General features: G+C 37.4%; 19 protein-coding genes. 4 read left to right on the top strand and 15 right to left on the bottom strand.

Annotated features, from left to right (window positions below; translation table 11 throughout):
• Window positions 1-193 precede the first annotated feature (193 nt).
• The 4 genes from JI65_RS13520 (at window position 194) to ppk1 (ending at window position 7,316) form a co-directional block, all read left to right on the top strand.
• Window positions 194-1,786, top strand: a complete 1,593-nt coding sequence (locus JI65_RS13520; protein ID WP_191017588.1) for a hypothetical protein — start codon at window positions 194-196, stop codon at window positions 1,784-1,786.
• A 113-nt stretch (window positions 1,787-1,899) separates the two neighbouring features.
• Complete coding sequence (locus JI65_RS13515) at window positions 1,900-3,327, top strand: MGH1-like glycoside hydrolase domain-containing protein (protein WP_191017586.1); 1,428 nt, start codon at window positions 1,900-1,902, stop codon at window positions 3,325-3,327.
• 80 nt (window positions 3,328-3,407) lie between these two features.
• Window positions 3,408-4,952, top strand: a complete 1,545-nt coding sequence (locus JI65_RS13510) for a Ppx/GppA phosphatase family protein (RefSeq protein ID WP_191017584.1) — start codon at window positions 3,408-3,410, stop codon at window positions 4,950-4,952.
• A 159-nt stretch (window positions 4,953-5,111) separates the two neighbouring features.
• Complete coding sequence (gene ppk1, locus JI65_RS13505) at window positions 5,112-7,316, top strand: polyphosphate kinase 1 (RefSeq protein ID WP_191017581.1); 2,205 nt, start codon at window positions 5,112-5,114, stop codon at window positions 7,314-7,316.
• On the opposite strand, the gene JI65_RS13500 is transcribed toward ppk1, so the two are convergent.
• From JI65_RS13500 to JI65_RS13430, 15 genes are all read right to left on the bottom strand, one after another.
• Complete coding sequence (locus JI65_RS13500) at window positions 7,313-8,230, bottom strand: FAD:protein FMN transferase (RefSeq protein WP_191017579.1); 918 nt, start codon at window positions 8,228-8,230, stop codon at window positions 7,313-7,315. The genes ppk1 and JI65_RS13500 overlap by 4 nt on opposite strands.
• A gap of 590 nt (window positions 8,231-8,820) precedes the next feature.
• Window positions 8,821-9,087 carry a hypothetical protein gene (locus tag JI65_RS13495; protein ID WP_191017576.1) on the bottom strand — a complete coding sequence of 89 codons (267 nt, stop codon included), beginning with the start codon at window positions 9,085-9,087 and terminating at the stop codon, window positions 8,821-8,823.
• Window positions 9,088-9,140: 53 nt separating this feature from the next.
• Window positions 9,141-10,250: an efflux RND transporter permease subunit gene (locus tag JI65_RS13490; RefSeq protein ID WP_277950605.1), complete on the bottom strand. Its 1,110-nt coding sequence runs from the start codon at window positions 10,248-10,250 to the stop codon at window positions 9,141-9,143.
• Window positions 10,240-11,736: an efflux RND transporter permease subunit gene (locus tag JI65_RS13485; protein ID WP_191017572.1), complete on the bottom strand. Its 1,497-nt coding sequence runs from the start codon at window positions 11,734-11,736 to the stop codon at window positions 10,240-10,242. The genes JI65_RS13490 and JI65_RS13485 overlap by 11 nt, the downstream gene beginning before the upstream one ends.
• A 50-nt stretch (window positions 11,737-11,786) precedes the next feature.
• On the bottom strand, window positions 11,787-12,080 hold the full coding sequence (locus JI65_RS17595) for an efflux RND transporter permease subunit (protein ID WP_191017570.1): 294 nt from the start codon (window positions 12,078-12,080) through the stop codon (window positions 11,787-11,789).
• A complete protein-coding gene (locus tag JI65_RS13475) occupies window positions 12,077-15,040 on the bottom strand; it encodes an efflux RND transporter permease subunit (RefSeq protein WP_191017569.1) in 2,964 nt (987 codons plus the stop codon). The genes JI65_RS17595 and JI65_RS13475 overlap by 4 nt, the downstream gene beginning before the upstream one ends.
• A gap of 11 nt (window positions 15,041-15,051) precedes the next feature.
• A complete protein-coding gene (locus tag JI65_RS13470; RefSeq protein WP_191017566.1) occupies window positions 15,052-16,395 on the bottom strand; it encodes an efflux RND transporter periplasmic adaptor subunit in 1,344 nt (447 codons plus the stop codon).
• A complete protein-coding gene (locus JI65_RS13465; protein WP_191017564.1) occupies window positions 16,380-17,783 on the bottom strand; it encodes a TolC family protein in 1,404 nt (467 codons plus the stop codon). The genes JI65_RS13470 and JI65_RS13465 overlap by 16 nt, the downstream gene beginning before the upstream one ends.
• Window positions 17,780-18,253, bottom strand: coding sequence for a hypothetical protein (locus JI65_RS13460; protein WP_191017562.1), 474 nt, complete (start codon window positions 18,251-18,253; stop codon window positions 17,780-17,782). Before JI65_RS13460 ends, JI65_RS13465 begins: the two co-directional genes overlap by 4 nt.
• 18 nt (window positions 18,254-18,271) lie before the next feature.
• A complete protein-coding gene (locus tag JI65_RS13455) occupies window positions 18,272-19,789 on the bottom strand; it encodes an Ig-like domain-containing domain (protein ID WP_191017560.1) in 1,518 nt (505 codons plus the stop codon).
• On the bottom strand, window positions 19,765-21,132 hold the full coding sequence (locus JI65_RS13450) for a hypothetical protein (protein WP_191017558.1): 1,368 nt from the start codon (window positions 21,130-21,132) through the stop codon (window positions 19,765-19,767). The genes JI65_RS13455 and JI65_RS13450 overlap by 25 nt, the downstream gene beginning before the upstream one ends.
• A 44-nt stretch (window positions 21,133-21,176) precedes the next feature.
• Window positions 21,177-21,815 (bottom strand): tetratricopeptide repeat protein, encoded by a 639-nt coding sequence (locus JI65_RS13445; RefSeq protein ID WP_191017556.1) that lies wholly within the window; start codon window positions 21,813-21,815, stop codon window positions 21,177-21,179.
• Between the two features lie 36 nt (window positions 21,816-21,851).
• Window positions 21,852-23,225 (bottom strand): tetratricopeptide repeat protein, encoded by a 1,374-nt coding sequence (locus JI65_RS13440; protein WP_191017554.1) that lies wholly within the window; start codon window positions 23,223-23,225, stop codon window positions 21,852-21,854.
• Between the two features lie 186 nt (window positions 23,226-23,411).
• The gene (locus JI65_RS13435) at window positions 23,412-24,128 is read right to left on the bottom strand and encodes a hypothetical protein (RefSeq protein ID WP_191017552.1); all 717 of its coding nucleotides are present in this window, start codon (window positions 24,126-24,128) and stop codon (window positions 23,412-23,414) included.
• 180 nt (window positions 24,129-24,308) lie between these two features.
• Window positions 24,309-24,489 (bottom strand): hypothetical protein (locus JI65_RS13430; protein WP_191017550.1); only part of this gene is annotated, 181 nt, incomplete at its 5' end.

Genomic DNA, 24,489 nt, shown 5'->3' with positions numbered 1-24,489 from the left:
TCATCTATAGGCAGCATAGGCAACCTTGATTTTACAAGTAGAATTAGATAAACTTTCAAGAATGTTTAGTCATCCAGTAAGAAAGTCTCTTGGGCTTATCGTTCTATATAGTGTTATTATTGTCGGCATTTTTATCCTTCAATTTAGAAATGAATCCGTATTTTCAAAAAATATAGGTGCGCTCCGTGCATCCATGTCACAATCACAGAACAAAGACGGAAGCACATCTTTAAAGAATTACCTAAAAATCACTTTCAAAGGAATTGAATTCAAGGCTGACGAAAGCACGCCGGCCACGCTCGCATTCGAAAGCGACAGTTCAGTCCACGCACTGGAATTCATTTCTTACGAAGAAACTTCTCCGCTTTCGCTCACGTTCAATTTTACGGAAAACACCTCGCTCACTTTTACGGTCAGCGACGACACGCCAAACGCGTCTCTTTCTGTAAGCGCAAAACTTCCAGAATACGCAAAGGAACTCTCGCTCAATTTTGAACCTACGTCCGGCTATTCGATTTCAGAAAAAACATCTTCAAGAAACATATTCAACTCACGGAATTCGATGTATGCGTTCTCTGCACATCAGCTTAACGACAACCAGGTCAACTTTTCAAACGAAAGCTCATTCGCCTCATTCGCAATCTACGACCCGACGACAACGTTCACTTTCGCTTCACTGTCGCCAGACATGACTGTTGCCCAAAAACAAACTTACGACACTTGCATAAAGACTTTCAGAGAAAAAGTAATCACTTCAATGCAAGAAATGCTAAAAAATCCGTCTCTCCTCACGGAAGAAATGGTAATCGCATACATTGCCGAAATGGCTTCCCAGAACCGTTACACAGAAGCCCTGAACACCGTGCCTCCATCATTCAGAACCGGAAACAAGAGAACATATCTCTCAACACCGTACTTCAACAATCTGAACGCAATGAACGCGACTCTCATAAAGCATTCGCAGGAAATGGCAGACTCAATCGGAAACGCCGTCATAACAAGCAATCTCGGTATTTTCTCTGTGTCAGACTTGCCAGATTACATAAACATTACGGGCGCAACTCCTAACATAACGAATTTGCTCGCCCTTCCGTCAACGATTCCGGGCTTTACGCCGACCGTTTCAGAGGCAGTGGGAATTCTTACGACATATCTCCGCCTCTCAGAGATGGATTCAAGCTTGGCAGCTCCACTCGAACCAGTAATCAAAAAATGCGTAAGCACAATCGAAACAAATTGTGCCGTCACAGACGAATCTTTGGTTCTGAACGAAAACGAAACTCCGGTATCGCTCTCGCTCACATTAAAAGCAGGCGCGGCTCTCGTTCATTACGGCGAAAAGACTCAGGCAAACGACATTCTTGCGGCCGGACAGGCACTCATAAGCTCTGCACTGCTCTATCATCTTCCAGACGCAAAACTCATTGCCGAGCTTTACCCGATTCTGGTTCAGAACAAGAATTACCCGCACTTTGAAGTCATTTCAAGGACACAGAACATTTGGGCTTGGACGGTTGCAGATTCAATAACTTACACCGAGTCAAACCTTGTGGGAACAATCAACATAAAATTCCCGCAGGGCGCAATTCATCACGTAATCTTCAACGGAATCCGCCAATTCAACAAAATAGAAATTTACGGTCTCAGCTACAGACCAGACCCTAATTTCGAACGATACAATTCTTCGGGATACACGCACCTTGCAAACACAAGAACGTTGCTCTTGAAGTCAAGGCACAAAACCGAGACTGAAACAGTAAGGCTCACTTACAACACGGCAAATTAAGCGTCGCCTAAAAAAGTCGTTAAAAAACAAAAAAAATTAACTTCTTATGCTCATTTTTGCATTTTTATGCTATAATGAGTGCTACGTGAAAAATTTTTCACTGTGGAGTTTTTGTGAACAAAAAAGATTTTCCTAAAATCCATTTTTATGATCAGGATTTTGTTGATATTTATGATAAAACATGGAATTGGCTTTCGTCCTCGTGGGTAAACCCAAAAACAAACGAGATAGCTCCAGACGGATATTTTGTTTTTCCGAACGAAGACAAACTTGTAATCGATCAGTTCGAGTCGATTTTCTCTTCTTTTTTCCTTGTTTACTCAAATAAAAACTACACTGCAGAAAAGAATCTCGACTATTTCTACAGCAAGCAAGAAGAAAACGGTGCAATCCGATGGAAGTACGATTTAAAGACAAATGAGAAAATTGTCGATGACTCGAATCCTGAAGGACTCGGAATGCCGTTGTTTGCGTGGGCAGAATTCAACCTTTACCACAAATCTGCCAACAAACGCCGCGTAAAAGACATAATGCCGGTTCTCTTAAACTACATGAACTGGATTGACGCGAATTTTAAGCAGCCGAACGGACTTTACTCAGCTCCTCCCACAGCTTCTACAATGCACAACTCACCTCGCGAAGGAACTTACTATCCGATTGACTTTAACACGGCAATGGCAATAAACGCGCTGAACATGAGTTCTCTCGGAGACATCCTCAACGACAAAGAACTGAGCTTCCAGTACAAGAGGGCTTATTTTAGTCTCAAGACAAGAATCAACTCGCTCATGTGGGACAGCGAAACAGGTTTCTATCATGATTTGGACAAAGACGAGCAGAAACTTCCTCAAAAAACAATCGCAGGATTCTGGCCGCTTCTTGCAGAAATTCCGAATGCCGACAAAGCAGACGCATTAATCGCCCATCTTTCGAATCCAAAAACATTCGGAACAGACCATCCGTTCCCGACGTTGAGCGCAGACAGCCCGGAATTCACAGAGGACGGAGATTTCTTCCACGGAAGCGTTTACCCTGCATTCAACTTTATGCTCATAAAGGGACTTGAAAAATACCAGCGGTACGATTTGGCACGAGAGTGTACGATACGCCACCTATATTTCATTCTTGAAGCCCTTTCGCCAGCCGACGGAAGCAAGGGAGACCTTTACGAAGCGTACTTACCGTGCAAAGAGGGCCCTGCCGTTTCAAAATCGTCGGAAGACTTCCCGAAAAAGCACTACATGCTTACAATCGGGCTTTCAACAATCGCGCTGATGATTGAGAACGTAATCGGACTTTCAATCAGCTTGCCGCGAAAAACGGTTGATTGGATTATTCCGAACCTTGAGATTATGGGAATCGAAAAGCTTTCCCTCAAACGAAATCTCATCACGATTTTGAGCAACAAAAGTCCACGCGGATGGGAAATCCAAATGGAAAGCGAAAAACTTTACTATTTTACAATCAACATCCTCGATCAAAAGAAAAAGACTCTGCCTATTCCGTCTGGAAAGTGTTCAATGCTAATAGACAAGCTCTAAGATTCAGATACTGACAAACGGTGGTTTTGAGCCACCGTTTTTTTTTAGAGTCGTCAACAATTTAAAAATGGAGGTGGAAAATGACAAAAACAGAGGCCGCAATCGAAATCGGCTCAACAGGAATCCGATTGCTCGTGGCAGAAATCGACAATCACGGCACGCACAGCATACTTGACCGCGCAGAACTGCCTGTAGCCCTCGGTCGCGATGTTTTTACGTCCGGCACAATCAGCCGAACAATTCTCCTCCAGTGCCTTTCCATTCTGAACCGCTTTAGGGAACAGCTTTTGGGCTGGCAAATTCTGCCCGAAGACACCACGGTAGTCGCCACAAGCGCAATCCGCGAAGCCAAAAACCGCGATTCCGTGCTAGACCGAATCATGGTAAAAACCGGCTTCCGCGTAAAAGTAATCGACGGAATCGAAGAAAACCGCCTCATGTACCTTGCCATAAACGACTGCCTAAAAGGTCAGCACGTAAGCGTTACCGAAAAAGACAGCATCATTCTTGAAGTGGGCGGCGGCTCAACCGAAATCATGCTCAGCACAAAAGGCAAAATCGCGGGCGCGCACAGCATCCGCCTCGGAACCGTTATCATCGAGCAGCAGCTAAAATTCATGATGGGCTCAATGGAAGACGCAAAACGCTACGCCGCGGAGTACATAAACAACACAAAAGTCTCGCTGAGCAACGAACTGAACCTTGAAGAAGTAGAGCAATTCTTTGCACTCGGAAACGACATGAAAATCGCGGCAATTTTTGCAGGAGAACCGATTTCGGCATTTCTCTGGAAAATCGAACGAAAAAACTTTGCGGAATTCTTAAACGAAATTCAGGATTATTCGGCAGAAGAACTCACCGCCCGATTCAAAATCTCCATAAACGAAGCGCAGTCACTGCACCTGAACCTGCTCGTCTACCAACTTTTCTTGAACCTGACGAACGCGGATTCACTTCTCGTGCCAGAAACGAACCTTCGCGACGGAATAATCATCTCAAAAAAAATGGCTTTGCAGAACGCAAGCTCGCAGACAGACATTCAGCAGGAATTTTACGAACAGATTATGGCGAGCGCGCTAAATCTCTTACGAAAGTACCACGGCGACGAAAACCACGCAAAATACGTAAGAATGATGTGCTCCAAATTTTTTGACTCGCTAAAAGACGAGCTTGGACTTCACAACAAAGCAAAAATGCTCCTGGAAATCGCAGCCCTCCTGCACGACATTGGCACTTTCATCAGACCGAGCGATCACCACGAGCACTCGAAGTATATAATAGAACATTCTGAGATTTTCGGAATGAGCAAGGACGACATTACAATCGTAGCGCAAATCGCAAAATGGCACAGAGGCTCAAAAAGCATGAAGGACGACCCGTTCTTCGTAACGCTCCCGCGCGAAACACGCCTTACGATTTTAAAACTCACAGCCATCCTGCGAATCGCCGACAGCCTTGACCGCTCGCACACGCAAAGAATCAACGGATTTAAAATCTCTTTCTCCACCGAAACAATGACAATCCGAACGGACGGCTCGCACAACAACGTTCTCGAAAAATTCGCAATTTCAGAAAAATCAAATCTATTTGAGTCCGTCTTCGGCTACAAAGTGATTTTGGTCTAACAAATTTAATAAATGGAGGCTCTAAAAACACTCAACTTTTAAGTTTTTAGAAATGCCCCAAATTGTCATGCCGAACCCGTTTCGGCATTCCCTTGCAGTTTCAAAAATTTAAGATTCTGAAACAAGTTCAGAATGACATAATAAAAAAGGAGACAAACGATGGGATATTCGCAGTTTTTTAACAGAGACCTTTCATGGGTTGAATTCAACGCACGCATCCTGCACGAAGGTTGCAAAAAATCAAATCCGCTACTCGAACGTCTGGGATTTCTCGCGATTGTCTCAACGAACTTTGCGGAATTCTTTCAGGTGCGCGTAGCCTCGCTCAAACGGCTCGCAAAAACAACGAACGACGCAAAAGACATCTCAGGGTTCACCACGGACGAAATCATAAAAAAAATAAACGAGCGAAGCCACGAGATAATAAAAAATCAGTGCGAAGAATTCAACAATCAGATTCTCCCCGAACTTTCGGAACACGGACTGGTTTATGTTAAGCCAAAAGATTTTACAGACCAGCAAAAAGCATTCTCGCTGAATTTTTTTCAGAACGAAATTTTTCCGCTTTTAACTCCGCTCAGAATCGAGCCGAACAATTTTCCGCACATTTCGGGAAAGAATTCCAACGTAATTTTTAAGCTCAAGCAAATCCCAGGAATCCACTCGGATTTTTTGAATTCAGATTTTCAAAAACTCAGCGGCGAAAAAAAAGACGTTACAAAAAACAATCTCTTTGCGCTCATTCAAATTCCGCAGAACGAAGACAAAATAATCTGGTTTCCGTCGGCAAATTCTGATGATGATGAAGAAAATGAAGATGATTTTCCACGGCGCACCACCGCAAAAAAATACTTTACGACGCTGGACGACATAATCTTAACCTACGGAACAAAACTCTTTCCAGGATTCGACGAAGAAAAGTCAATGATTTTTTCGATTGACCGAGACGCGGATTCGGGCGTGGACGAAGATTCGGGAAGTCACTACATAGAAGCAATGGAAGAAACGCTCGCAGGAAGAGATTCTTCGTTCGCGGTAAGAATGCTCTGCACCGACGGCGAAGAAAACGAAGAACTCCGCGAGTTGATTGCAAAAAATCAGGAACTTTCGGAAGATGACATTTACAAAATCAACGGTCCGGTTCACCTCGAAGATTTTAGGGAAATAAGCTCGCGCGCGGACAAAGAACTTTTCTTCAATCCTTGGAAAAACTATTATCCGACCGAAATCAACGCGAAAGACAACATTTTTAAGTCCCTAAAAGAAAGCGACATCGTTCTGAACTTTCCGTATGAGTCGTTCGACCCGGTAATAAAATTCATCTCGGACGCGGCAGACGACCCGAAGGTGCTCGCAATAAAAATCACTTTGTACCGCACGGGCAAACGCTCCGAAATCATCAAGGCACTCATGCGCGCGGCAAAAAGCGGCAAGCAAGTGACCGCATTCGTAGAAATAAAAGCCCGATTTGACGAGCAGAGAAACATTACGTGGGTAAAACAGCTCGAAAAGTCGGGCGTAATCGTAATCTACGGAATCGTGAACCTAAAAGTGCACAGCAAAGCCGCGCTGGTCGTCCGCCGAGAAAACGACGGAATCAAGCGGTACGTGCATCTGAGCACCGGAAACTACAACGCCGACACCGCAAAAATTTACAGCGACATTTCGCTTTTTACCTCAAAATCAGAAATCGCCAACGACATTACAATGTTCTTTAACCTCGTGAGCGGATATTCGATTTTGCAGTCAATGAACACGATTTTTATGGCACCGATAAATTTAAAAACCCGGCTCCTAAAAATGATTGAGCGCGAAATCGAAAATTCAACTCCAGAAAATCCTGGGCTAATCGTCGCAAAAATGAACAGCCTCGGCCACGAAGAAATAATCCAGATGCTTTACAGGGCAAGCCAGGCGGGCGTAAAAGTTCTTTTGAACGTGCGCGGAATCTGCCAGCTCGTTCCGGGCGTAAAAGGCTTGAGCGAAAACATAAAAGTCATTTCGATCGTAGGACGATACCTCGAACACTCAAGGATTTTCTATTTTAAGAATTCCGGCGAAGAAGAGCTTTACCTTAGCAGCGCGGACTGGATGCCAAGAAATCTTGACCGCCGGGTGGAACTCATGTTCCCGATTACCGACAAGCAGGCTTTTAAGACGATAAAAACCACGCTGATGAATTTTTTTGATGACGACACAAACAGCCATGAATTGCAGGCGGACGGAAAATGGGTTCCAAAAGAAAATGAAGGCGGATTTTCTGCGCAGCAAAATCTTCATGATTTTTACAAACGCAAGGACAATCCTTCAAAAAAAGACGCAAAACAGGAATTTGAAATCCGCCGCACCGAAAGAAAATTTTAGCGTTCAACAGAAAGCTCAGAAAGAAGCGGAAGCCCCGGAGAGAGCCACTTTGAGCCGTCCTTAAAAATCAAGGCAAGCCCAAAGTCCTTGTGGGCTTGCCAAAATTCAATCGCGGCGGCGCTTCCCTTTACAAAAAGAGCCGTGCTGAGCGCATCCGCGTACAAGCCGCTCTCGCAAACCACCGTCACCGAGGCAAGTTCATTTTCCACAGGACGGCCGGTTTTTCCGTCAAAAATATGACCGTAGCGTTTTCCGCCTTCTTCAAAAAATCTTTCGTAACAGCCGCTCGTCACCACTGCCGAATCGTGCACTTTTAGGCTAAGCGCAACGCCCTCGCCCAACGGATTCTTTATGCCGACTTTCCAATCAGAGCCGTCAATCTTTTTTCCGAGCACATAAATGTTCCCGCCCAAATCCAAAAGCGCGGAAGTTATGCCCGATTTTTTTAAGATTCTTACAGCCTCGTCGCAGGCAAAACCTTTTCCGAGAGAGCCAAAATCAAGCATCATACCTGTTTGCATCGAAAGAGAGGCAACAAAAGGCACGGGAGCTGACGTAACGCCAGCCAAAGTGACTTTTGAAAAATCCGTTTTTTTAAGGAGCGCGGAAATTTCTTCGTCACTCGGAACGCGATATTTTCCTGTCGTAAATCCCCACGCCCGAACCACGGGAAAAATCGCAGGATTCAGCGCACCAGAAGTTTTTTTGTAAACGTCGCGGGCAAACCAAAAAAGCTGTAATGTTTCGCCGTGAATTTTTACGGGAAAACTTTCCGCAGAATTGAGCCTAAAAACGTCACTGCCATTTTTTGTAACAGAAATCAAATCCTCAATCTGCAAGATTCTATTTTTTGCAAGCCCGTTCGCCCGTGCGGCATTTTTTCCGTAAGAAACAATCGAAACCGGAGAATCCATAGCCTCAAAAAAAATTGAATCCCTTTTTTCCCCGCTCCCAAAAAACGGAAGAGCAAACAATCCCGCCGAAAAAAACAAAAAACACACCGCAAAGAAAATTTTCATGCAAGTATTTTAAATACAATCCGGGGGACAATCAACTTTGAGGGGAGAAGAGTCAACTCGCACATTCGCAGACCACCTCGCTTATTTGGCTTTGAGTCGCATTAGGCAGTTTACAAACGTATTCGGTAGGCGGAGCACTTGTCAGCTACGGTGATTGTGTTTCGACAGGCTCCGCTACTCAACCACCGCAATTCCGCCCACCAAAACGCTAGATGTTAGGCTGTTGTACTATTGAGATTTCATTGCTGGTAAAATAATAGTTGCTGAGTAACCAGGGGAAATGTATTTTTTATTGAATTTTCGTTGCAAAAGCTTTTCGGAATTTCCAAATGGAAACGGATATACAATCCTGTAACAAACAGTCACTTCTGTTCCCGACGCAACAACGAACAAATCACCTCTGTACGGAAAAGCCCAATTTTTATTTTTATCTTTCCGCCATGACATTGTAATATATGAAAATTGTTCCGAAGAAGCTATCCGTTCTATGTCGTATTCATCGGTAAGAACGAAATATAAGGTATATCATACACAGGAATCAGAGGAATACCATCAACCATAATATTATCAATGATAAGCGCGGATTTTACTTTTTCATTAAAGTATTTATATCTTCCTTTCACATTTTTGTATGGAAGCCTAAACTCAGCACTTGCCCCTACTTTCTCAGGGGCAATTACACCAAAATCTTCCGCAAAAAATGCACTCATTAAGCATGTAAAAAGCAATAACGCCACAAAGTTTTTTTTCATTTTTAGTACCTTATTTCAAGTATTCCATCATATCAAATGAACAGATTTTTATATCAGCGAGCATGGTTCGGTTCTTTATGCCCCGGAGAGTTTTTTGAACTAGCAACACCTGGAAATAAAAGAACAGTTGAAAATAGAGAATCAAGTATTCCAAATATCATAAAGAACGCAAGGCTTTTTGAAAATGAATCTGTTGCCATGAAGTATAAAGGAATAGAACCTACAATCGTTGTTAGAGACGTTACAAAGATACTTTTTATTTTTTCCCGAACTTTGAATATTACTAGATTTTTTTCACTCTCCATAATATATATAGCGTTATTTACGGAAATTCCTGAAAGAACAATCATGCCTACTATATCGCCCAATTCTAATGGAACAGAGATAATAAATTTTATTGCCAATGGGAACACCAAAGAAACAGGAATTATAGAAATAATTAACATTGATTTTTTTATATTTTCCGTTAGAAATGTCAGGAGCATGAATATCCCAATTATGCTTATAATTAGCATCTTAAATATCAACTTATAATTATCAGCAAATTCTTCAACTTCATTGGAAAATAAATATCCGTACCCCTTTTCAAACTCCAATGATTTTAAGGATTTTTTTATAGAAGACATTGCCTCATCTGTACTTAAATTCATAATCTCAACAGTTATATAAGCACATCGCCGCCCATCTTTTCTGTAAATTTTGCCATTTGAATCCTTTAACTGGATTTTCCCTAATGATGATAATCTCACTGCCGAATTTTCAACAGGTATATAAAGATTCTCTATTGTCTCAAGGCTCGCTTTCCTAAGATTTTTTCCAACCAGCCGTATGTCATATTCCTTTCCATCAGAAAGCCATTTATCAGCGACAGGGCCAAACATAAACCACCGTAAAGTTGAAGCAACACTTTGCACAGACAGATTATTTTTTACCAATTCACTCCTGTCAGGAGCAAAAGCATATTCTTTTTCTACCTTTTTAAAATTTAAAACTGCAGAAGAACAGTATGGGCTTTCATTTAAAAGTTTTGCAGCTTGCTCACAATATGAACGACATAATTTTGATTCATCCCCTAAAAAAGCTATTTGAAAAGATTTCACCTTCTTTGCGCCAGACTTTTTTGAGGTCACTTCTGGAACATAGAGGAATCCATCAGGTAGCATCTCTGAAAGAGATGAGACATAAGATGCCTATTTTTTCTTTTGATTTATCTTTTATTCCAATCTCAATATCCGCACTCCCTTTTCGGCTTTCTGTTCTTACAAAAGTTACAAATTTATTTGAAGAAAGTTTTTTTATAAATCTTTCAAGTTCTCCATCAATATATGAACTTGAAACTTCACTCTCATAATCAACTGAGCAATAAAGAATATCACTAGAATTATCAAATGAAATGTTTTTACCAGCCGCAAAAAAAATAAACACAGGGCAAAGGATAAGAATAAAGTAAATAACACTTGTTAGTTTTTTGTGTTTAACAGAAAAACTTGAGCAACGGAATCCGAATCGTGTATAAAAACGCTTAATATATGAATTTATATTGAATTTACAAAACTCATTTCTTTCGTCCCCCCCTACGAATATAAATGGAGACACAAAAAGAATAGAAAGAACTAACGAAACAGCAATCATAATTCCTATCGTTATAGCAACTTGCTTTGAACCAGGAACTATAACATCTAAAAAAAACAATGGTATAAGAGCAAGAACTGTTGTTAATCCTGCGAAAATAAGAGCCGGTGTTAATCTCTTTAGGGCCGCAATAAATTCCGTTTGTTTTTTACATATCTCCGCATTTTCTGCAATTACGAGCGCCGAATCTACAATAAGACCTAAAGCAATAACCAATCCCGAAATAGTGTTTTGATTGAGCGAGAATCCTGTAAAGCTGAGGATTCCTATAGTCCATGCACAAGTAAAGAGTAACAAAGTTAGAATTAAAAAAATCGTGCGGTGCGATTTATAAAAAAACGGAATTATCAGAAAAACACACACAAGACTTTCAAGAAGCGAAATCAACACATTCTTTATAAGAAATAATTGCTTTTCCCCCTCGTCATAAAGTATCTTGAAGTCAATATTACCTGCAGAGAATTCTTTTAGGATTTTGCGAACTTCTTTAGAAATCCTAATATTATTGCCATTCGAATCAGATTTTACATTTATCGAAATAGATTCGTTTCCGTCAATTCTAACAATTTCATCATTTTCTTTTGAAGTAAAAGCTATATCTGAGAGAAATTTTAATTTACTGTAACTTTCACCTATCATCAGGGGAAGTTCTTTTATTTCTTCAATATTTTTTATCTTTGTATCAAATTGAATGGCTACATTCTTGTTTTTCTGCCTAAATTCACTGCCCAAAGATACAGAATTTGAATCCTGTATCGCACTCGCATAATTATTTGGATTCTGAAGCGATGCGGCACTTTTTTCAGGATTGAAAGCAACTAATAATTCTTTTTGATAGCCACCTGTTATCAAGACTTCTGACACGCCATTTACGGCTTCAATTTTCTTTTTTAACGTAGATTCTAGTAAATCCCTAAGGTAAATCTGCTTGTTATTTTGTTTACAGGCTATACTTAAGACACTTTTAGAAGTGCCTTCCGAAGTATAAATTCTTGGTTTTTGAACATCTTTTGGCAAAGTCAGATAAAGAGTATCTACAATATTCCTGATTGAAAAATAAATATCATTTATTTTTTTGTTTTCTTAAAATATACAGTTGTTACGCTTTTTCCATACTCCGTTGTCGAGGTTAACTCTAAGAGATTTTCCAGTCCCAATAATTTTTGCTCAAGTGGTATTGTTATCAGTTCTTCAATTTTTGATGAGTCCATTCCATAATATTCAAATTCAATTGAAAAGACGTCATGTTTTGAGTTGGATTTTACTCCAATCTCAACATTAGAAACACCAATAACAATTATTGCCGTAATTGAGGCGAGTACAAAAAATACAAATTTTTTCGCTACAAACCAATTTTTCATTTTAATTTTTTATTTCTTAGTACCATATATAAAATGGGCGGAATAATAAAAAGTACAATTATTAAAGAAAGAGAAAGTCCACCAATAATAGCTATTGCCATTGAATTCTGCGTATTCGTACCATTAAAGTCAAACGTAAACGGAATCAAGGCAAAAACAGTCGTTACCGTCGTAACCAAAATTGAGCGCAACTTTGAAACACTTGCTTTTATAACATTTTCAACCGTTATCGAATTTTCGAGCAGAATAGCTTCATACAATAAAATCGAATTATTTACAGACGTACCAAATAAGACTACTAAAGCTATAATGCTGTTCAAATTGATTGACTGACCTGTTAAAAACAATGCCATAAACGCACCAGAAAAAGCTGGCGGAATTGCAAATAAAATAAGAATAGGAATTAAAAAAGATTCAAATTGCGCGCCCATTACACAATATAAAAGAATGAGAATTATCGCTAAAAGGAATAGAGAATCCTTAAAAAGATATTCAATCTCCTCTTTTCCCGGATTTTTTAACCCAAAGAGCAAAAAAGTTTTCTCTCTGTTAGAAAGTTCATTTTCAGTAGCAGTAAAAACAAGCCGTTTTGAATCTTTTCTATTGTATCGATAAAAAATTTTCTCAGACTTACTATAATCAATATGCCCAAGCGAAGAGAAAGGAATATATGAATCTTTCAGAATAACAATCGAATTTTCCAAGTCTGCAGACGTTGTGATTGTTTTTTCAGGATACTTTACAAGCACTGGAATTTCTCTCCCGTTTTTATAAAGCGGGCTTGAATAAACTCCCTCAAGATTATCCCTGGCCAATTTTGCCATTTTTACAGCCGACACTCCAAATCTTGAGCAAGCAGCTCTGTCTGGCACAAAAACATATTCATAAACAGTATTAGAAGGTACAACTTTAGAAACTGGCTCCTGTTTTTTCAGACGCTCAAGTTTCTCATTAAGCCTTTCAGGAGTTTCATCACTTAAAATCCTTGAAGATGAATCTACCTGAAATAGTTGAGAAATAATATCTTTGTTTTCATTAAAAAATATTTCATGCTCAGCGGTAGAAAAAAGAGATTCGATAAGTTTTTTGCACTTTCTTTCATTCGTAGTACGACATTTTATTGTAAGCATTTCTTTACGGAACTGAGGATTAGTTAGAATTTTAAGATCATCCTTTTCAACACCACCAGATATATTAATATCAGTTACAAAATTATATTTTTTCAGTTCGCGAGAAAGCATCAAAGAGTCATTCAACAACTTCTCAATACTCATACTATCCTTATAAAGAACTGTTGCTACAGTATAACTTGATTTTTTCTTGGGAAGTATTTCTTTGCTCAATATTTTTATACAGAATGAACCACAAATAATGCATATCGCTAAAATTAAAGGTATCACAATCTTTTTCTTAAAGACAACGCGCAATTTTTCTGAATAAAAATTTTCAATTTTTGAAATATTAAGCTCAGCCTTGTCGTTGAGCTTATTAATCCTAATGTATAAAGTCAGAATTGACGGAACAAATGTTAACGACAGAAAACATGCAAAACTTATTGACGAGATAACAGCAGTAGCCATATCGGAAAAAAGTTTTCCTGTTATTCCTGGTAAGAAAAAGAACGGAATAAAAACAATGACGGTTGTTATTGCCGAACCAAACGATGAAAGAGAGACATTTTCGGTGGCACGGATTACAATTTCAAACTTATTTTGACTAACTCTATTTATTTTTAGATTTTTTAGAACATTTTCAATTGTAACTATCGCAGGGTCAATTACCATACCAAGTCCAATAGCAATACCCGAAATCGAAAGAATATTAACAGTTTTTCCTGCGAGGTACAAAATCAGAATACTAAAAAGGATTGTTATCGGCATTATTGAAGCCGCAAGCAATGCAATACTGAATCTTCTAAAAAAAATCAAAAGAATTACCAAAGTAATAACAATTCCTACTATTGCGGAGTAAAAAAGCTGGACAAATGAATCTTTAAGTTCCTCACTCGTATCGGAAATAATTTTAAATTCTAAATTATTTCCATAAAGATCATTCAGCTTTTTTATTTCTTTTTTAACAGCATTAGAAACTGAAAGCGGCGATATGTCACTTTTTTTATAAAGGTTAATACAAATTACTTCTTGCCCATTATACATATTGAATGATTTTTTCTTTTCAACACCCTCTTTTACAGTTCCAATATTGCCCAGATGAATTATCTGTTCATTTTGAAAAGAAATAGGAACATTCAAAATATCATCGACACTTGCAAACAGACCTTTTGTTTTAAATAAGATATCTTTGTTTCCATTCTTTATGGTTCCGGCAGGATATTCAAAATTCGCATAAGAAAGTATTTCAGAAATATTCTCTATTGAAAGTCTTAAGCTTTCGATTTTTGTTTTATCGAGAAGGACATGTATCTCTTCTTTCTCACCGCCGTGAATTCCGACAGTTGCAATCCCCTGAATTCTCTGAAGCCTGCCTTTTATATCATTGTCACAAATATAGCGGGCATATTTTAAATCACCATCTTTTACATTTATTATCAGGGATAAAGTCTCTTTTTGAGTTGGATTGTATATAATTACATCAGGCTTTGAAACTCCTGTTGGCAAAACCTCGTAACATTGGTCTATAAGCTGTCGGCACTCGGATAAAGCCATTTTTGAATCAATACCAAACTGAAGCTCAATAAGTATTAGGGATACCGAATCCCTTGTTGTCGATGAAATATTTTTTACACCTTTTAATGAGGCAACACTATCTTCTATAGGAATTGTCACAAGTTTTCTCATTTCAGAGGCATTTAAACCAGAAAAATCTGAAGAAATTAATATAAAATGTTCGTCCATTTTTGGGACAAAATCACTTTGAATAATATTGGTACTTATTAATGAACAAAAAACAGTGGCAAGAACAACCATCAATACAGAGACAGGATGCCTTACAGAAAACACAATAAAACTTCTCACGGAAAAATAACCTTTTGACCTTCTTTTAAAAATGGAGATGGATTATCAATTATGATATCGCCAGCTTTTATTGAATTATCACACCACATATACCCATCTTTTAGCGCAACTATTTTCACAATTTTTTCAACCGCAAAACCATTTACAACCGCAAACACCTTTGCAGAATTTTCAGAAACCGAAACCGCACAAGTTTCTAAAATTACAGGATAGCTTTTTGGATTTTTTCGTTGGATTGAACATTTTAAGAACATTCCGGGTTTTATTACAGCCTCTGTATTCGTAAGCATGGCTTTTACGCTAAAGTTTCCACTTGCAGAATCCGCTATCGGAGATATTTCTGAAATTGAACTTTTATACTCCTGATTTAATGAAGGTACTGTTATTAAAACAGACGTTCCTTTGGAGAAATTTACCATATCCTGTTCTTGAATGTGCATGAGAGCATATACGGTTGATATATCAATCAAAGTCGTAAGTTTTTGATTTGCTTCTATGTATTCGCCATTTTCATAATAATTTTGACCAATAACCCCTGCAACAGGAGCCTTTATTTTTAACTCCTCCAGCATTTTATTTGCAGATTTTAATTGCTGGCTTGCAGCCTTTACCGAGGATTCTGCACGAGATATTTCAGCACGCTTTGATTTTAAGTTCAGTTCTATTATTTGCTGTTTTCGAATTTTTGCATCACTAGATGGCGTTATGTTATTATTTCTTAAATCTTCATCACGCAGCCCAAGACTCAATATTTCAAGTTCCTTTTTCAACATCTCAATATCAGTTTTTAAAGAATCCAGGTTTATTTTTAATTGGTTGAGAGATGAATCGGTTACACCACCAACTTCGTACAGAATTTTTTGATTCTCATAGTTCTTTTCTTGAAACTCCAGCTCCTGTTCTTTTTGTTTTATGTTTAATTTAGCTTTGTCGATAGAAAGAAGCCTGCTCTCTATGGATAAGATTTGCTCATTAAGTTCTGTTCGTATCAATTGAAGAGATGCTTTAGCCGAATCAAGATTACTTTCATACTGCTCTTTTTGTATTTCAAGCTGAATGTTCTTTAGAACAGCCAAAACATCGCCCTTTTTAACATAATCACCTTCTTTTACCTTGAACTCCGTAATTACCCCTGCAACTTGAACCGTAACATCATTTTTTGATTTATAAGCTATTGTTCCAAAACCATTAAGTTCATCATTTAAAAGTTTTTCTTCTACTGTTATAGCTTTTACATTCGGAGTCTCTGTTTCTAACAAAAAATCAGAATCCTTTTCATTACAAGAAAGAAATAGCAAGACAAAACATACAACAACCACAAAAGCTATTTTTGAAGACATGTTTTCAATCCTCCAAACGGAATACATAACATAATTTCTAGTTCCCGGACTATTGATTTTATTGAAATTTCAGATTTTGCAAGCGCAATTTTCTGTTGTGCCAATTGCTGCAAAAGTTCCAAATACTCGATTTTTTTCAACAAACCTTTTTCGAGCCGAAGTTTATTCGCCAAAAGCCGTTTTTCTTGCAGCTGAATTGTATCTTTTAATCTTTCAATAGTATCAACGCAATCATCATACATAGCGACTTTTTCAAAAAGACTCTCGTAAAGTGCCGTTTCTTCATCATGTAAATCCTGTCGTTTTGAGTTTAAGGAAATACGCTCCGTTCTTTTATTTACAAAAAAATCTGGTTGCGGAATTACAGATACAGACGCGGAATTATTAACAGCTGCAAGTCGATGCTGATTGATGGTATACCCATTTTGCAAAGAAATTGGAAACAAGGAATTGCTTGGAAAACTAATTATTACTTTTGCAGTATAATTTGGATTATTTAACGGATATGCTGTCCCTGAAAACGCAACGTTTCCGTTCAATGAAATATTTGGCATATAAATTCTATTTGAATAAAGATACTGTTTCTCTGCATAAAAAAATTCAGCTCGTGATTTTTTTATAATAGGACTATTATTTTTAAGTATTTGCCATAAATAATCTATATTATCTTCAAGACATGGAAGAAAAATCATATCCTCTTCCACAGAATCCGTTACAATAACTTCCGAAGTTATTTCAAGTCCTATTAATATTTTAAAAGTTCTTAGTTTAGTTCTAAGTTCTCGCTTATACTGTTTCGTTTCATCTTGAATTTTATTGAATGAAATAAGATATTCAAAATAATCTGTTTCAAGAGCAAGCCCTAATTCAGTTTCCTTTTTCATAATATCAAGCTGAATTTTTGCATTGCTCTCAAGCTGCTCCTGAATCATCACTTGCTGTTGAAGTTGCAAAATTTCATAGTACGAATCTATTACAGAAGAACGAAACCTATTTAATTCAGATTCATAAAGTTTAAGGTTATAGTAACTGGCAGTTTTATTCATATCATAAGCAAGCTTGGCTTTACCTCCATCAAAAACAAGCTGTGTCACCCCGGCAGAGATAGACTTTGCCCTAGTATCAGCACCACCAACTTTTACGGAATCGTCTTCTGTCCATGATAAGTCTAGCTTAGGCAAAAACTCCGAAATTGAAAGTCTCGCTGATTTAGAGGAACTTTCTAGCATAAGCCGCTTCAGAGAATATATATTTGAATTTGCCACTGCAAAATCTGCCGCTTCCCTAGAAGATTTTATAGAAATTTGAGGATGTAATTGTCCTAAAAAACAGCAAAACAAAACAATTAATATAAGACTTGCTTTTAGAGGAAAATAGATTTTGTTCATTTTGTTATGTTTGCACTTTTTTCTAAGAATGAATTCGCATCCTGCATCATTTCTGCTGTAAGTTTATATTGAAAAGAACTCGATGCGATTGATTCCAATGTTTTTATATAAATACCTTTCTGTAAAACACATTTTTCGCCACGCTCTTTTAAGGTATAAACCATAAAAACAGAATTATATTGCTTAATATCTTCATAAAATGACTTTTGATTTACAATAACATCAAGAATCAAGTCTTGACCACATTCCTGATTCTTAGGAGCAATTAGCGACTGCACCATTTTTAATATTTGGTCCGAAAAAACAGATTCCTCAACGTTTTCCATCGAAACTTTTATGTCCCGAACAACAAGTTTGTAATCAGTATTTTTATCTGGAAGTATTTCATAGCCACTTCTAGAAGTTGAAGCACATGAAAATGTAAGAAAAGCAAAAATAATACAAAATAGCAAAGAATTTAATTTTTTCATTTAAATACCATCTTTTTTTTATTTATTTAGAACAAACGTCTTTTCTTTTAGCATTGAATTCCCCAGCGAGTCGCAGATACCTTTATCAAGTGAAATTGTCACAACACCTTCTTTGTCAGAATTCAAAAACTGAAATGTAACTTTTACAACACAAATCTTCGAATCCGCAGAATTAACAAGCTCTGTAAAAAGCGTATCTATGTATTCTGACGCATACTCACTAGAATCTAAGATTCTCATTTTCCTTATATCAATTGAACAACAAGAATTCGTCGCGGATATAGAAACAGAATCCAAAACAGAAAATATATCTAACCCGTCCGATGTCTTAGAACAGCCAAAAACAAGATACAGATTACAGTCTTTTTCTGCGGAAGCTGTAAAATCAGTCCCTTTCATAATTAAACTTGTGTAATTATTTAAATCATCAATCAGTTTATAATCATCCGACGAATGTTCTGATGAAGTCCAACTGGAAGTTTGAAAATACCCTTCTAAAAAAGTAACAGGCCGATTTTTTTCATTATTAAAGACTATCGTATATTCTTTATCCTCTTTTATAGAGTTTCCGCCTATATCCATCATTCCTTTCTCTATTCTCAAAAGATATTCTTTGCCCCATTCCACATTCGTCAAATCTAAAATTAAATAGCGGCCATCTTTTTCGTCTCTCTCGACAGTGTACAAAATTGTGGGGATAACAGAAAAATAAGAAGTAGCTGTTGAAAGATTCATCGGCTTATCAAATTCAATACGAATATCAGAATCAACAGGAACAGATTCTATTCTCGAAGAGTTTTCAACAACACCTGTATAATCTGCATTTTTCAACATCACCGAGACCTTAGGCTCCACAGAATCCTGCTTATAGTAAAAAACGGATTTATACTCACTTGCCAATGAGTTTCTGCACAAGTCTTCCATCTTGTTACTTATTGATAGCACATATTCTTTATTCGGTTCCAAAGTAGATTTTGGCATAATCAAAACCGTTTTATCCTCGTTTTCATAAATCGTAAAAAAATCAAATTTCGGTCTCACAGAAAACGCCTCTTCAAAAGTGTGTCGATTAATACTTTCGGAAAAATCTATCTTTATCTCAGTAAGTTCTTCCATAATCTTTCCATCATTTTTAGGACTAATACTTATTACCTCAGGCCTAATTTTTTCTGCACGTGTCGAAAATTCGTGAATAAAATTAGTTTCCAGAGAACAGCCAGCAATGTCCTCAGCGGCATTAGAAATTATAAATTTATAATCATAATTTTTTCTGATACCAGTTTTAGGGAAAATAAAAACGGTGCTACCGTAAAATTCATACGTTAAAGCAACACTGCTCTCGTCTTCGAGTAAACTCACAGCTTTCGCGATTGAAGTTTTTTCAACCTCGCCAGAGAAGCGAACGATAAACTTTTTCTCATCATAAGTTACAGAATTTATTTTTAATTCGGGAAGAAGTTTCGAGCCACAGCCAATCAGGAATAGGCTCAAAAAAGAAAATATAAATTTTACTACTCTGGCTGAATATTTATACATATATCTTCCTTTAAATAGATTCCTGTTCCAGTGTTTATACCAGACTTGCCACCAAGCAGTTTTAAGCGATAATAGGTTGTCTGATCAGAACTTTTTACAGTAAGGTTTGAATAACCTAAAGTCAGCACATTCCTATCTTTATTCCAAGAAACTTCTGTTTTAACAGGACTTTTTGAAGACATGGGAAACAAAAGAGACAGAGATATGCTGCCAGAAACCGAAGCAAGTTTATATTCTTCTATAGATTCGCTAAACGTCAGCATTATGTATATCGAGTTATTAGAAATTTTGTGCACGACTGGCGAAACTGTCCAATTCTCAACATCTGTAGCATCAAATCTTACGGATTTTAGCTCAAGATATTTATCTGTCGAAGTAAAGCTTTCTTTTACCTCCCGATACAAGCAGAGATTATTCGTATCTCTGGCAGTATTCGAAACAGTTACAACATATTTTTTTCCTAATGCATAAAAATCTTCTGGAACATAAAGAAAACGCTTGCCTTCCTTATCAGCTTGCAAAAAATAACCGTTTATTGAAGGCGAGAAAGATATAGAGTTTTTTACGGAAGTAAAATCCATTGTTTTAGAAAAAACAAAACCAATAGGCATTTTCCCAGAGAGTAATTCATTAAGATTTTTCTCTTCAAACCAAATGGCAGATTCCGAAGCGTCAGTCACAGGACATATTTTTTCGAGAACCGGGGATTCATAATCGATTGCAGTCTGAAATGTATTTGTAAGATTCTGCTGCAATTCCCAATTATCAATTGATTTAAGACTCCTAATTTCCCACGAATACAATGTGTTTGTTGCCCACTTATTTTTTGGACTTACCGTAACTTTCTGCTTAGAATCATCTACATCAATTTTATACTCAACCGAAGGCGAAATAGAAAAGCATTCTTCAAAAACGAGCTTGCTTATTTTTTTATTGAATTCAAAAGAAAATGAATAGTCTGTTGCACAGTCCAGCTCAGATTTCGTCATATCAATAACATTGAACGTACAGTTCTTATCCCCATACCTAAAAGTCGTTACCGTATATGCAGAAAAAATCGCACCAGAATTTTTATACATCGTTCCATTTAGAGAAGCCTGATAAATACGACCCTTTACCCAACCCTCCTCAGGTTTTATTGCCAAAGTCCTTTCATTTTTCCAACTTTTACTTAATGAATATTGGGAGTTTCCAGATTTTAGCATTACACTTTCTTCCGCGTAATAATGCTGAACTGCACATGAGAATTTAAAATTAACAGTTTCACCGTCAAACCAAGCCGCAGATTCATTAGGCTCGCTTATCACATCATCATCATCGAATGAAATTACATTGCAAGACATACAGACTAAAAAAAGCGAAAGCAGTCCTATAACACAAAAGTTTTTCACTTTATATCGCCGCCTTCTTTTAAGTATTTTTTTAGCAACCGTATGTCATCAGGGGAAGAAGAAATAACCTCAGCCTTATCAAGGGCATCTATTGCATGGCTCCGCATTCCAAGCAGAATCCACAAATCAGACATTTCGATATAGACTTTCTCACTATCCTCCAGCACCTCAAGAGCTTTTCTGCACATTGCTAAACGTTTATCCATTTGTTCCTGCTTATTTGCAAGAATGGAATACAAATAATAAATCCGCCAATCCGTCTGATTAAAAGAAAGTTCCTCTTTCAATAATTTTTCACAATAGTCATATTTCTTTTGAGCCATGCAGTTTCTTATTTTCCAGATTCTCGCTTCCGAATATTGAGGATATTTTTTTACCAGCTTATTAAGGAGTTTTTCAGCGGAATCATAGTCATCCGAAAAATAACAGATTTTAGATTTTAAAAGCTGTGCTTGATAAAATCCTGAATCCTCTTTTAGAGCTTTATCAATGCATTCTGTCGCTGCTGCAAAATTTTGCTGCACATAAAACTCATTTGCTTTTAAATATAATTTTTCGGCCATAGCCCCATCTTTACAAGAAAAAAATAACAAACTCCCTATAAAAATAAAGCATACAAAAATTTTCTTTATCATAAACAAACACTCAATCTTAAAAACACACAGGGCTGGCTAAGCAAGAATATATGAAAGCCTGTCCTTCAATCGTCCTGTTGAGCTTTCCTTTTTTTCAACAAATTCTGAATGGAGTTTTTCATTCGACATGCATTTTTTTAGAAAAGTAACCCCATCGTATATATAACTGCAATCATTTAATGAGAGGAACTCATAAACATTTTCAAGATAACTGGAATCATCTGTTTTTATAAAAAGAAAAAGTGAATTTTCGATTTCATCAACTAAGAGAAGTTTTTTGCAATCTTCTAATTCAAGACCTTCACTTTTCCCAAGTATTTCTCGACACCTCGGCACATAAATTGAATTCGGATTCAGCTGAATTATTTTTATAGCTGCCTGCCGAGCAACCTCAGCCGCCGTATCTTTAGAAAATACAGGTGCAAGATTGCTTAAAGTCCAGTAATACGACGGAAAATCCTTAAAGTATTTTTCAAGCGAAATGTAAGTCTCATAATCCTTTATATCAAAAGTTTTGCCTCGGATTTTTTCGCGGCAAAGGATGTATTGAGAAACATAAAAATCAGAAGCGGGACTTGCCAAAGAAGAATCTCCGTAAAGGGATTTTATTTGGGCTATAGCTTTTCTAGAAGCATCATTCAAGGCAATGTTCTTTGTCCTAAAATCAGCATCAAGCCTGTCAAGATTTAAAAGGAATTTATTATCGTCAAGATTCATAAAGCAACTTTGATATTCATAATCAAGGAATGCCATGTATATTGATTTTTCAATGTCTCCGCACTTTTCATAAATATTGCTTGCAAAAATTCCAAGGCCTGCAAAATAGTTGCCATTCTCAATATAAATTTCAAGAATATCTTTTGCTTTTTGAAAATTTTCAGTTTTTGCAAGAAGATACATATAAGCTCTGGCACTCTCGGCATCTATCGCAGCAAGTTTTGCATCATAACACTCGTTAAAATATCTTAGAGCTTCATCATCCTTATTTTGGGCTACAAGAATCCGCCCACAAATATAACCATAGTATTTGCCGGCTTTAGGCACATCGTAAGCTTTTTTTGCATAGCTCCAGGCTTCGTCAAATTCAGCCTCTATAAGTCTTATTGCGGAAATAGAGCCATACAACAAAGCCTTGTCTTCTAGAGAAACATCGCTGGGCAACAAAACTTCCGCTTTTTCTAAGAAATATTTACTTTCAAGATAATTACCAGAAACAAGATAATAAACGCCCAAATCAAGTTTGGAATTAAAAAAATCTGGATGTGACTCGTCAAACAAAAGAATTGCATTAGGAATAGATTTATTTTCTGATTCTGCTTTTTTGATTTTTAAATATTCCTGCTGAACACGATTAGAGCATCCTGTTAATACCAATAAAAGTACCACCAATGCAGATAACGCAAATTTCATGGTGCAATGCTAATAATCTAGTAATTTTTAGTCAATAGATTATCAGCATTGATTTTACCAGACGATTTATTTTTTGAACCTCAGTATTCCCTTAGTTGGTCAAAGATGACAGAACTTTTGTAGATGGAATTTTACAGATTGCACTAACAAATCTCAGAAATTTCATCCACAACATTTGACAATTTCTCAATCTGGGACTTTCACAGTCATCGGCGGCGTTTTTGATAATGCAGACACAATACCACCAGATATTCCCGATACTATTGCATTCTTCTCTACATTTTCAAAAGGAGAATCTCCATTTATCAAATTCTCTTCAATTGTTCCAAGAACGCTCGCCGCTGCAGATATAGTTGCATTAGTACCAAGTTGGACAATTTTTCGCACGATTTTATTCTGGAAGAAACCTACAAGTTTATTCCCCTTATTAAACAACGGGGCACTTAAACCACCGGACACATATGAACTTCCAATTTCACCTACATTGACATCCGACAATGCATCCGTTCCGTCTTTACCGTGTATAAAATTTTTACCGACTTGGAACACATAGTCAACACCTGCTGAAAATAAGCCCGCAATGCTTAGTTTAATCGATGTTAGAGGAACCAAAGCTAAATTACAGGCATTTGGATCTACGATATCCTTTTTGCTTTCTTTCTTGTAAAAAGAAAATACGTCCGCTGGTCTATATAAGATTCCGTTTGGATTCTCCTTGAAATATTTCTGGACTTCTTCCCAGCTCATTTTTCTCTGCAAATACCAAGAACTCTCATATTGTTCCCGTGTTATATTTGAGTCATAGGTCTCATTTTCCCAATGATTTTCAGGTTCTCTGTTCGCTTCCCAGTTTTTAGGATTTAATACACCCGCAATCATTTTGCCCGCAAAAGAGTCATCCAAGCCAAGAGAAAACAGCTGCCCTGCCTCCCCGTCGTAAACGCCACTTCATTCATCGAAAAACAGGAGACACACAATTCACTTTCAAATTCTTATACACAAGAATACGTTACATCCCACAAATAGTGCATTGAAAGAAAACTTCTTCTAGCCCCCCATACCGCATTCACACAGCTTACTTCATCAGTTGTTATAAGACGTTGCATAATTCGAAAGATGTTCCAGCAATTTCTGATACAAAGCTAAGTTATCATACTCAGAATTTTTTACGACAACCTGTTCACCGAGCGACTCCAACTTTTTTCTGTCCTGTTCAGCAGATTTTTTATAATCTTCCCGCTTAGACAAATCTTTTTCAACCGCT

Source organism: Treponema zioleckii (assembly GCF_014737315.1).
GTDB lineage: Bacteria > Spirochaetota > Spirochaetia > Treponematales > Treponemataceae > Treponema_D > Treponema_D zioleckii.
This window is presented reverse-complemented; position numbering and strand designations above follow the sequence as displayed.